This window comes from Pseudofrankia coriaricola, from assembly GCF_001854805.1.
Taxonomy (GTDB): Bacteria; Actinomycetota; Actinomycetes; order Frankiales; family Frankiaceae; genus Pseudofrankia.
In genome coordinates, this window is the sequence record NZ_MBLO01000222.1 from 44,554 (window position 1) to 56,418 (window position 11,865).

Here is an 11,865-nt window from a genome sequence, read left to right on the forward strand (position 1 = left end):
GCCCGGCCGGTCGACGACGGGCCGGGCCGACGAAGGAGGACCGCCGATGACGCGGCTGAGCGCCCGTGATCTCACCCTCGCCTACGACAACCGGGTCGTGGCCCGCGAGCTGGGGATCGACATCCAGGACGGCGCGTTCACCGTCATCGTCGGCCCGAACGCCTGCGGCAAGTCGACGCTGCTGCGCGCGCTCGTCCGGCTGCTGCGGCCGAAGGCGGGCGCGGTCCACCTCGACGGCGCGCTGATCTCGTCGTACTCGACGAAGGAGGTCGCCCGCCGGCTTGGCCTACTGGCCCAGTCCGCGACCGCTCCGGCCGGCATCACCGTCGCCGACCTGGTCGCCCGCGGCCGGTACCCGCACCAGCGGCTGCTGCGGCAGTGGTCCCGGGAGGACGAGCGGGTCGTGGCCGAGGTGATGGCCAGGACCAACGTCACCGAGCTCGCCGACCGGATGGTCGACGAGCTGTCCGGCGGCCAGCGCCAGCGGGTGTGGCTGGCGATGGTCCTCGCCCAGCGGACGCCGATCCTGCTGCTCGACGAGCCGACGACGTTCCTGGACATCGCCCATCAGGTCGAGGTGCTGGACCTGTGCGCCGAGCTGCTCGCGGGCGGGGGGCACACGCTGGTGGCCGTGCTGCACGACCTCAACCAGGCCAGCCGGTACGCCGACCACCTGGTGGCCATGCGCGACGGGCGGATCGTCGCCCAGGGGCCGCCGTCCGAGATCGTCACCGCCGGCCTCGTCGCGGACGTCTTCGGCCTGGCCTGCCGGGTCATCACCGATCCGGAGTCGGGGACCCCGCTGGTGATCCCGGTGCACCGGCGCCGCCGCCCGGCCGAGCCGGGGACGGCCGCCCAGACCGCTGCGGAGACCTCCGGGGGGACAGCGGTTGTGGAGACCTCCGCGGGGACAACGGTGGAGACAGCCGGGCAGGCGGTCGGGGTGCTGAGCGTGGCGGCCGCTTCGGACGGATCGGCTGGACCGCTCACGGAGGCGAGCGAACCCGTCGACATGGGTTGACTCGTATGTAAAATTTAAGTTAGCTATACCTAAGTATGTCGGGCAGGTAACCGCCGCCCGCTGTCGCCGATCATGCGGGCCGCGGGCGCTCGACGCTGCCCGCCTGGAGGCCGCGCGCAGCGGCTGATCGGACGGCGCGGGCACGATCCGGTCAGGACGGTGCGGAGTTGGACAGCGCGACGGGCAGCCGGCTGCTGCGGTCGCGGCTGCTGGAACGGCGCGGCGAGCTCGCCCTCGGTGGGATGGCCACGGTCGTCCAGCAGACCGCGATGCTCGCCCTCCCGTGGTGCGTCCAGCGCGCTCTCGACCGGGGCGTCACCCCGCGCTCGGTGCACGGCACGCTCACCTGGGCCGTCCCGACGGCGCTGATCGCCGTGGTGTTCGTGCTCGGCGGCGCCGGCGGCCTGTGGTGGTCGGGCCGGGCCGCGAACCGGGTCGCGCATTCGCTGCGGGCGGCGCTGGTCCGGCGCGTGTCCGTCCTCGACCGCCCCGCCCTCGGCCGCTACGGGCACGGCGACCTGGCCACCCGGGTCACCCGGGACGTCGACCTGGTCCGGCTGTGGGTGCAGAACCTCTCGATCTGGGTCCGGATCGTCGTGACGATCGTCATCGTGCTGCCCGCCTTCGCGCTGCTCGCCTGGCCGCTGCTGGTCGTGGGAGTGGTGACCATCCCGCTGGTCGCGCTGGCGAACGCGTACTTCCCCGCGCGGTTCGACACGGCGAACGAGAAGCTCTCCTCGGCGTTCGCCACTCGGGCGGACGCGGTGGAGGAGGCCAGCGCCGCGGTGCGCGGCCTCGGCGGTGAGTCGGCCCTCGTGCGCCGCCATCACGACCGCAGCGCGGCCCTCACCCAGCACACGATGACGACCGCGCGCATCTCGGCGATGTGGTCGGCCGTGCCGCCGACCGTGCCCCGGCTGGCGATCGCCGCCGGCCTGGCCATCGGCGGGACGGCGGCGCTGCGCGGCGACCTCACCGTCGGTGGCCTGGTCGCCTTCACCTCCTGGATGACCACCCTGACGCTCGCCGTCACGGTCGCGGTCGACCTGCTCTCCGCCCAGGGCCAGGCCCGCGTCGCGGCCGGTCGCATCGCCGAGATCCTGGACACCGCGGTCGACGACGGCGAGCCGGCCGACGCCGAGTCCCCGCCGCCCGGGGCGGTGCTGCGCGCCGCCGCCGTGACGGCGCGGCACGGCGGCCGCCGGGTGCTCGGCCCGGTCGACCTGTCCGTCGGCCCCGGCGAGCTTGTCGCCGTCACGGGCCCGACGGGCAGCGGCAAGAGCACGCTCGCCCGCCTGCTGTGCCGGCTGGAGGACCCGGAGACCGGGACGGTCAGCCTGGGCGGCGTCGACCTGCGCCGGGCGCCCCGCCTGGAGCTCGCCCGCCGGGTCGGCCTGGTGCCGCAGCGGCCGCTGATCCTGGCCGGCACGGTCGCCGACAACCTGCGGGTCGGCCGCGACATCGAGCTCGGCGAGCTGCGGGCGGCATGCGAGGTCGCCGCCGTCGACGACTTCGTCCGCGGCCTGCCCGACGGCTACGACACCGAGTTGGGCGAGCGCGGGGCGTCCGTGTCCGGCGGCCAGGGACAGCGGCTGGCGCTGGCGCGCGGGCTGGTCGGCCGGCCGGACGTCCTCATCCTCGACGACGTGACCGCGGCCGTCGACGCCGCGACGGAGGCCACGATCCTGCGCCGCCTGCGGGCGTGGTCGCCCGAGTCCGCGCTCGTCGTCATCTCCCACCGCCCGTCCGTGCTGGCCGCCGCCGACCGGGTGCTGCGGCTGACGGCCGACGGCACGCCGGCACCGGCGGCCGGCGTACAGGCGCCGGCGGCTGGACCACCCGAGGCGGGGCCAACGCTGGCACCCGCGCCCGCGCCGATCCAGCGACAGGGTGGCGACGAGGTCGTCGGGGTGGGCGGCGGCAATGGCTGAGGCCGTGCGGCTGCTGGCCGAGGACCCGCCCACCGCCGGCGTCTTCCGGCGCTTCTGGCCCTACCTGCGCCCGCACCGGGCGATCCTGGGCGGCGCGCTGCTGGCGAGCCTGGCCAGCACGGCGGCGGTGGTGGGCATCGCCCCGGCCATCGGCCTGGGGGTCGATGCCGTGACCGTCGGCGACCGGGGCCGGCTGTGGTGGGCGGCCGCCCTGATGGCCGGGCTCGTCGTGGCCCGGATGCTCCTGCTGCGGTGGTCCGAGATCCTGCTGTCCGCGGCCGGGGAGCGAACGATCCGCGGCCTGCGCGAGCTCGTCGTCGAACGCCTCGCCCGCGCGCCGCTGCGCTTCATCGAGGCGCACCGGACGGGCAACCTGCTGCGCCGCTCGACCGGTGAGATCGCCGACCTCACGCTGTTCCTGCGCGACCAGCTGCCCAACCTGGTCAGCGTCAGCCTCACCGTCGTCCTGACCACCACGCTGCTGCTGGTCTACTCGTGGCTGCTCGCGCTGCTGCTGCTCGCGTTGTTCCTGCCGGTCGCGGCCGTGATCGCCGCCTGGTTCAACCGGGGCGCGCCGGCGGCGTTCGGGCGGCAGGCGGCGACGGACGCCACCATGACCGCGACCTTCACGGAGATGCTGGGCGCGCACGAGGCCCTGGTCGCGCCGGGGCGGCCGGACGAGTGGATCCGCCGGTTCCAGGCCGACAACGACGAGCTGCTGCGGGCGTCCGACCGGACGATCGGCGTCCAGAACCGCCTGCAGCTGTTCGGGGTGATCGAGGGCCTGGCCACCGCCGCGCTGCTGTTGCTGGGCGTCTGGCTGGTGCGGACGGGGCAGCTGGACGTGGGCACGGTGGTCGTGTTCGTGGTCGCGACGAGCAACCTGTTCGAGGGCCTGCTGATGCTGGCGGGGCTCGCCGGGCAGGCCCAGCTGGCCCGGGTCGGCCTCGCCCGCCTGACAGACCTGCTCGACGTGCTCCCGCCGGCCCCGCCCGCGGGCCCAGGAGCGCGGGGGAGCGAGCTGCCGGCGCGGGGCGACCTGGTCGCCGACGGGCTGCGGTTCGGCTACGCCGACCGCGCGGACGTGCTGCGTGGCGTCTCGGTCGCCTTCGCCGCCGGTGACCGGGCGGGCCTGGTCGGTGCCACCGGGTCCGGCAAGACCACGCTGGCCAAGCTGCTGACCGGGTTGTACGAGCCGGACGCCGGGACGGTGCGCTACGGCGGGGTGGACCTGCGCGCGGCCACCCCGGAACAGGTCCGGGCGCGCATCGTCCTCATCCCGCAGCAGGTGCACATCATCACCGGCACGCTGGCCGAGAACCTGGCCCTCACGCCGGGCGCCCCGGACCGGGCGGCGATGGAGCGGGCGGTCGACCTGCTGGGCCTGGCCGACTGGGTCGCCCGGCTCCCGGGCGGCCTGGACGCGGACCTGGGTGGGCGCGGCGACCGGCTGTCGGCCGGCGAGCGGCAGATCGTCGGGCTGCTGCGGGCCGCGCTGGTCGACCCGGAGGTGCTGGTGCTCGACGAGGCGACCGCGGACCTCGACCCGGACACCGCCCGGCGGCTGGAGGCGGCCGTCGAACGGTTCCGGGCCGGCCGGACGCTGATCGTGATCGCGCACCGGCCGACCACCATCGAGCGCCTGCCACGGATCGTGCGCGTCGAGGCCGGCCGGCTGAGCTGATCCGGCGCGCGGCGTCGGAGTGGTGGGTATCCGAAGCGCGGGGGTAGACGAATGCGGCGATTTTAGGTAAAGATAACCTAAAGTAAGGCGAACCTAAATCACGGGCACTGATTTAGCGGGCAGAGATCCAAGGAGACGGGCACCTCATGTCGACCAACCCGTTCGATGACGAGATGGGCAGCTTCTACGTCCTGGTCAACGCGGAGGGCCAGCACTCGCTGTGGCCGACGTTCGCGCCGGTGCCGGCCGGCTGGACGACGGTGCACGGGGCCGCGAGCCGGGCGTCCTGCCTGGAGTACGTGGAGGCCAACTGGACGGACCTGCGTCCGGCCAGCCTGATCGCCCGGATGGAGGCCGACGGCCCAGCGGCGCCGGCGACGGATGCGCTCGCCGCGCGGGGCAGCCGCGACGGCGTCGACTCCGGCACGTCGCGATGACGGCGCCGGTGGTCTACCGCGAACGGACGGTGGCCGGCCTCGGCGACCCGCTCGCCGCGGCGGCCCGGTTCGCCCGCGGTGCGGCCGCGCCGGTCACCGTGTACGAGCAGGACGGCGAATGGCGCTGTGGCTCGGGCGCCCTGGCCGAGATCGTCCTGTACTGGGACGAGATCCGCTACCGGATGGACGGTGGCTGGCGAGTCGAGCCGGTCGAGGGTGACCCGTTGCGCGCCCTCGCCCGCGTCCTGTCCGTCCTCCCGATCGCGGACTGGCGAGCGTGCGGCTGGGCCGGCTTCGAGCTCGGCCCCCGGGAGCTCGGGCTGCCCGGGCCGGTCAGCCCCGACCCGCTCGCCCATCTGGTCATCCCGGCCCGCGAGGCGCGGCTGTCGGCGACCGGCGCGCTGCTGCGCGCGGCCGACCCGGCCGACCTGGACGCCCTGGCCGAGCTCGTGACCGGCGCGGACGCCGCCGAGCCGGGCGAGGCCCGGCCGCTGGCCGACCTGGAGCACGACGCCGACGAGTACCGGCGCACGGTCGCGCGCGCCGTCGAGGACATCGCGGCCGGCCGGCTGCGCAAGGTGATCGCCTCCCGGGTCGTCCCGGTCGAGGGCGAGATCGACCTGGTCGCCACCTACGAGCTCGGCCGGCGCGGCAACACGCCCGCCCGGTCCTTCCTGGTCGACCTGGCCGGCGAGCGCGCGATCGGCTTCAGCCCGGAGACCGTGGTCGAGGTCGGCGCCGACGGCCGGGTCTCCAGCCAGCCGCTGGCCGGCACGAGGGCGTTGCTCGGCGACGACGGCGACGCGGCCCGGCGGGACGAGCTGCTGCGCGACCCGAAGGAGATCTACGAGCACGCGGTGTCCGTGCAGGCGGTCCAGGACGAGCTGCGGCCGCTGTGCGCGCCGGGCACACTGGTCGTGGACGAGTTCATGAACGTCCTCGAGCGGGGCAGCGTCCAGCACCTGGCCTCGCGGGTCAGCGGCCGGCTCGTTCCCGGCCGGGACGGCTGGGACGCGCTGGCCGCCGTCTTCCCGTCGATCACGGCGACCGGCGTGCCGAAGGACGCCGCCTGCGCCGCGATCCGCGGCTACGAGCCGCGGCCGCGCGGCCTCTACAGCGGCGCCGTGATCAGCGCGACCTCGGACGGCGCCATCGACGCCGCCCTCGTCCTGCGGACGGTGTTCCAGCGCGACGGCCGGACCTGGCTGCGCGCCGGCGCGGGCATCGTCGGGGCGTCGAGCCCGGAGCGGGAACTGGAGGAGACGCGCGAGAAGCTGCGCAGCGTCAGCCGCTTCCTCGTGCCGGCCCGGCCGGCGGCGGCACCTGAGCCGGCCGCGATCCCGGCCGCTTCGGGGCTGGTCGGTTCGGTGACGGCCGAGGATCTCGAGGCGTTGCGGCGCGCCGTCGCCGAGCTCCTGGAGGAGGACCCGGCAGCCCTGGGGGACCAGGACAACCTCTTCGAACAGGGACTGGAGTCGATCGCCCTGATCAAGGCGATCGGGCAGTGGCGGCGGGCCGGGATCGAGGTCAACTTCGCGGAGCTGGCCGAGACCCCGACCCTCGACGGCTGGTTCAAGCTGTTGACCAGCCGGCGGCCCGCGGCCCCGGCGTGGACCGAGACCGGGACCGGAACGGGACCGGCGGGCGCCGAACCGGTGGGTGCCGAGAGGGTGGAGCCCGAGGCCGGCACCGAGTTCCCGCTGGCGCTGATGCAGCACGCCTACTGGGTCGGGCGCGGCACGGGCCAGACCTACGGGGGCGTCGCCGCCCACCTCTACACCGAGTTCGACGGGAGCGGCCTCGAGCCGGCCCGGCTGTCCGCCGCTACCCGGCGGCTCATCGAACGGCACGAGGCCCTGCGTACCCGGATCACCGACAACGGCGGCCAGGTCGTCGAACAGGTCTCCGGCTGGCGCGGGCTGACCGTCCACGACCTGCGCGGCCTGGACGAGGACACCGCCGCCGCCCGGCTGGCCGCCGTCCGCGACGACCTGTCCCACCAGATGCTCGACATCGAGCGGGGTGAGGTCTTCTCGACCGCGCTCAGCCTGCGGCCGGGCGGCGCGACCCGGTTCCACCTCGACGTCGACATGGTCGCCGCGGACGCCGTCAGCTACCGCGTGCTGCTCGCCGACCTGGCCGACCTGTACGACCGCCCGCACGAGGTCGCGCCCGCGCTGGCCTACAGCTACCGCCGCTACCGGGCGGAGCACGGGGCCGCCCGGCCGGAGGCGGTGGCCCAGGCCCGCGCCGCCTGGCTCGACCGCCTGCCCAGCCTGCCGGGAGCGCCCCAGCTCGCGCTGGCATCGGCCCCGGTGGCGACCGACGGCCCCACCGGCCCCACCGGACCCGGCGGCCCCACCGGACCCGGCGGCCCGGCGGCGGCGCCGCGGGTGTCGCGGCGCCACTTCCAGCTGCCGCCGTCGGCCCGCGAGGCCCTCGGCCGGGCGGCCCACCAGCGCGGCGTGACCCCGGCGATGGCCGTCGCGACCGCGTTCGCCGAGGTCCTCGGCGGCTGGAGCGCGCAGCCGCGGTTCCTGCTTAACGTCCCGCTGTTCGACCGCGAGCAGCTCCACCCCGACGTCAACCGCGTCGTCGGCGACTTCACCAGCTCGGTGCTGCTGGAGATCGACCTGACCGACCGCGTCCCGTTCGTCGACCGCGGCCGCCAGGTCCAGGCCCGGCTGCACGCCGACGCCGCCCACGCGGACTACTCCGGCGTCGAGGTGCTGCGCGACCTGGGCCGCCGCCACGGCGAGCCGGTGCTGGCACCGGTCGTGTTCACCAGCGCGCTCGGCCTCGGCGAGCTGTTCGACGCCCCGGTGCGCCGGGAGTTCGGCCAGCCGGTGTGGATCATCTCGCAGGGCCCGCAGGTGCTGCTGGACGCCCAGGTCACCGAGCTCGACGGCGGGCTGCTGGTCAACTGGGACATCCGCGAGGGCTCCTTCGCGCCCGGCGTCGTCGACGCGATGTTCGCGGCGTTCGAACGGCTCGTGCGAGACCTGGCCGACCTGGGCTCGGCGAGCAGCGCGGGCGGCGGCGCCTGGGACCAGCCCGTCGACGGCCTCCTCGACGAGTCCACCCGAGCGGTGCGCCGCCGGGTCGCGGCGACGGCCGGGCCGGCGTCCACCCGCCTGCTGCACGAGGGGTTCTTCGCGGCGGCGGAACACCGTCCGGACGCGCCCGCCCTGCTGTGGGACGAGGCGGCGTCCGCGGCTGGACCGGCCGGGGGCCGGTCGCTCTCCTACGGCGAGCTCGCCGAGCGGGCGACGGCCGTCGCCGGCGCGCTGGTCGCGCGCGGCGTCCGGCGCGGCGAGCTGGTCGGCGTCTGCCTCCCGAAGGGGCCGGACCAGGTCGTCAGCGTCCTCGGCGTGCTCACGGCCGGAGCGACCTACGTGCCGATCGGGGTGGAACAGCCGCCGGCCCGGGTCGCGCAGATCGCCGCGACCGCCGGCCTGCGCACGGTCATCGCCAGCCCGGCGGCCGGCCAGGACTGGCCAGCCGGCATGACCCCGCTCATCCTCGACGACGCTCACGAGGCCGCCCCGCGCGGCGCGCTCACGCTGGGCGCGGCGGACGATCCCGCCCGCCTCGACGAACCCGCCTACGTCCTGTTCACCTCAGGGTCGACCGGCCAGCCCAAGGGCGTCGAGGTCGGGCACCGGGCCGCGATGAACACCATCGACGACCTGATCGACCGGCTGGAGCTCGGCGCGGGGGACCGCACGCTGGCCGTCTCGGCTCTCGACTTCGACCTGTCGGTCTTCGACATCTTCGCCCCGCTGTCCTCCGGCGGCGCGGTCGTGATCGTCGACGAGGAGTCCCGGCGCGAGGCGACCCGGTGGGCCGAGCTCATCGCCGGCGGCGTCACGATCCTCAACTGCGTGCCGGCCGTGCTGGACCTGGTCCTGTCCGCCGGCGTGCCGCTGGGCGGCAGCCTGCGCGCGGTGCTGCTCGGCGGGGACCGGGTCGGCGTCGACCTGCCGGGCAGGCTTGCGGCAGCCGTCCCAGGCTGCCGGTTCCTGGGGCTCGGCGGCACGACCGAGACCGCGATCCACTCGACCGTGTGCGAGGTCGCCGGGGGCGGCCCGGTGCCGCCCGAGTGGCGCTCGGTGCCCTACGGCAAGCCGCTGCGCAACGTCGCGCTGCGTGTCGTGGACACCCTGGGCCGCGACTGCCCCGACCACGTCGCCGGCGAGTTGTGGATCGGCGGCGCCGGCGTCGCCCGCGGCTACCGGGGCGACCCGGAACGCACCGCGGACCGGTTCGTGACCCACGAGGGCGCCCGCTGGTACCGCACCGGCGACCTGGCCCGGTACCAGGCGGACGGCACCGTCGAGTTCCTCGGCCGCCGCGACCACCAGGTCAAGATCAAGGGATTCCGGGTCGAGCTCGGCGAGATCGAGGCGGCACTCGGCTCCGTGCCCGGAGTCCGGTCCGGGGTGGCCGCGCTGACGCCCGGCGCGGGTGGCCGGCCGCCGGCGCTCGGGGCGGTCGTCGTCCTGGCCGCGGGGACCGACGAGACGCAGGCGCCGGCCGCGGTCCAGGCGGGCCTGCGGGCGCTGCTGCCGCCGCACATGGTGCCCGACCGCATCGTCGTGGTGGCCGAGCTCCCGCTGAGTGCCAACGGGAAGATCGACCGGCGGGCGGTCGGCGCGCTCCTCGAGCGCGAGCTGGCCGGGCCCCACCGCGCCTCGGCACCGCCGCGGTCGGACCTGGAACGGGTGATCCGGGCCGTCTGGCGGGAGGTGCTGGGCGTCGACGAGTTCGGCGTCGACGAGGAGTTCTTCGCTCTCGGCGGCGACTCCGTGCTGGCCACGTCCGTCGTGGCCCGGCTGCGCGAGGAACTCGACACCGGCGAGGTGACGGTGCGGATGGTCTTCGGCGCACCGACGGTCGCGGGGCTCGCGGACAACATGCGCGCGGCCGAGGCACTGCCTGGGCGGCTCGACCGCGTCGCGGCGATCGCCTGGGAGATCGCCGCGCTCTCCGACGACGAGATCGAGGCACGGCTGCTCGACGCCACCGACCAGGCCGGCTCGTCCGACCAGGCCGGCGCCGCCGGCGCCTCCGCCGGCACCGCCGGGACGCAGCAGTGAGCGCCCCGCTGGTCACCGACGCCGCGGCCCAGCCGGACACGGCCGGCGGCTGGGTCCCCTGGCCGGAGGAGTTCGCCCGCCGCTACGTCGCCGAGGGCTACTGGCGCGGCGGCCCGCTGGGCGACCGCCTCCGGGACTGGGCCGCCCGGTCCGGCGCCGCCACGGCCGTCGTGGCCGGGCCGGCGTCGTGCCCGGTCCGGCTCTCCTACGCCGAGCTCGACCAGGCCGCGGACGACCTGGCGGCCGGGCTCACCCAGCTCGGCATCGCGCCCGGCGACCGCATCCTGGTCCAGCTGCCGAACCGCGCCGAGTTCGTGACGCTCCTGTTCGCGATGCTGCGTCTCGGTGTCATCCCGGTGCTGGCGCTGCCGGCGCACCGCCGGGTGGAGATCGAGCACCTCGCCAGCCTGTCCGGCGCCGTCGCCTACGCGGTCCCGGACACGCACGAGGGCTTCGACCACCGCGCGCTGGCGAGGGACATCATGGCCACGGTCCCGGCCGTGCGCCACGTGCTCGTGGCCGGCGACGCCGGCGAGTTCACCGGCCTCGACGCGCTCGCGGCGGCCGGCGCGGCCGCGCGGGCCGAGGGGCGGGCCGCGGCGCCGCCCGCCCCCGACCCGGCCGGCGTCGCGGTGCTGCTCATCTCGGGCGGCACGACCGGCAAGCCCAAGCTGATCCCGCGCACCCATTGGGACTACGCGTACAACGCGGCGGCCAGCGCCGAGCTGTGCGGGCTCACCGCCGAGGACACCTACCTGGTCGCGCTGCCCGCGGCGCACAACTTCCCGCTGGCCTGCCCGGGGATCCTGGGGGCGTTCGGCTCCGGGGCGACCGTGGTCATGGCGAGCTCGCCCAGCCCGGAGGTCGCCTTCGACCTGATCGCGCGGGAGCGGGTGACAGTGACCGCCCTCGTGCCGGCGCTGGCGCGGATCTGGGTCAGCGCCGCCGAGTGGGAGCGGCCCGACACCGCGAGCCTGCGCCTGCTGCAGGTGGGGGGCGCCCGGCTGGACGCGGAGCTCGCCCGGCGGATCCCGACGACCCTCGGCGCGCAGGTCCAGCAGGTCTTCGGCATGGCCGAGGGGCTGCTGAACTACACCCGCCTGGACGAGGGCGACGAGCTGGCCTTCACCACCCAGGGCCGGCCGCTCGCGCCGGCCGACGAGATCCGGATCGTCGACCGCGACGGCGCCGACGTGCCCCCCGGCGAGGTCGGCGAGCTGTGGACCCGCGGCCCGTACACCCTGCGTGGCTACTACCGAGCCGCCGAGCACAACGCGACCGCCTTCAGCCCGGACGGCTACTACCAGTCCGGCGACCTGGTCCGGCAGACCCCCAGCGGCAACCTGGTCGTCGAGGGCCGGATCAAGGACGTCATCAACCGCGGCGGCGAGAACGTCTCCGCCGGCGAGCTGGAGGAGCACCTGCTCGCCCACCCGGCGATCGCGCAGGCCGCCGTCATCGCGGCGGCGGACGAGCAGGTCGGCGAGAGCGTCCGCGCGGTCGTCGTCCTCGTGCCCGCGGCGACGCTCACCCTCAAGGCGGTCAAGGCCTTCCTGCGCGAGCGCGGGCTCGCCCGTTTCATGCTCCCCGACCTGCTCACGGTGGCCGACGCGCTGCCGCTCACCGCGGTCGGAAAGATCGACAAGCGGGAGCTGCGGCGCCGCATCGGCTGACGCCGCCCGGCCAGCGCCGC

Annotated in this window: 6 protein-coding genes; all 6 read left to right on the forward strand. The window is 75.7% G+C overall.

Annotated features, from left to right (window positions below; genetic code table 11):
• Positions 1-46 precede the first annotated feature (46 nt).
• Positions 47-1,021 (forward strand): ABC transporter ATP-binding protein, encoded by a 975-nt coding sequence (locus tag BCD48_RS26755; RefSeq protein ID WP_083419245.1) that lies wholly within the window; start codon positions 47-49, stop codon positions 1,019-1,021.
• A gap of 167 nt (positions 1,022-1,188) precedes the next feature.
• Positions 1,189-2,952 carry an ABC transporter ATP-binding protein gene (locus tag BCD48_RS26760; protein WP_071051134.1) on the forward strand — a complete coding sequence of 588 codons (1,764 nt, stop codon included), beginning with the start codon at positions 1,189-1,191 and terminating at the stop codon, positions 2,950-2,952.
• Entirely contained in the window at positions 2,945-4,636 is a 1,692-nt protein-coding gene (locus BCD48_RS26765; RefSeq protein WP_071051135.1) for an ABC transporter ATP-binding protein, read from the forward strand. Before BCD48_RS26760 ends, BCD48_RS26765 begins: the two co-directional genes overlap by 8 nt.
• Positions 4,637-4,782: 146 nt before the next feature.
• A complete protein-coding gene (locus BCD48_RS26770) occupies positions 4,783-5,073 on the forward strand; it encodes an MbtH family protein (RefSeq protein ID WP_071051136.1) in 291 nt (96 codons plus the stop codon).
• A complete protein-coding gene (locus BCD48_RS26775) occupies positions 5,070-10,172 on the forward strand; it encodes a salicylate synthase (RefSeq protein WP_071051137.1) in 5,103 nt (1,700 codons plus the stop codon). Before BCD48_RS26770 ends, BCD48_RS26775 begins: the two co-directional genes overlap by 4 nt.
• Positions 10,169-11,845 carry a (2,3-dihydroxybenzoyl)adenylate synthase gene (locus BCD48_RS26780; RefSeq protein ID WP_071051138.1) on the forward strand — a complete coding sequence of 559 codons (1,677 nt, stop codon included), beginning with the start codon at positions 10,169-10,171 and terminating at the stop codon, positions 11,843-11,845. The genes BCD48_RS26775 and BCD48_RS26780 overlap by 4 nt, the downstream gene beginning before the upstream one ends.
• Positions 11,846-11,865 lie beyond the last annotated feature (20 nt).

What these genes read in the sequence shown, in the direction of transcription:
- BCD48_RS26755 (WP_083419245.1), top strand. Translation starts at nt 47, where the DNA reads ATGACGCGGCTGAGCGCCCGTGATCTCACCCTCGCCTACGACAACCGG.
- BCD48_RS26765 (WP_071051135.1), top strand. Translation starts at nt 2,945, where the DNA reads ATGGCTGAGGCCGTGCGGCTGCTGGCCGAGGACCCGCCCACCGCCGGC.
- BCD48_RS26770 (WP_071051136.1), top strand. Translation starts at nt 4,783, where the DNA reads ATGTCGACCAACCCGTTCGATGACGAGATGGGCAGCTTCTACGTCCTG.
- BCD48_RS26775 (WP_071051137.1), top strand. Translation starts at nt 5,070, where the DNA reads ATGACGGCGCCGGTGGTCTACCGCGAACGGACGGTGGCCGGCCTCGGC.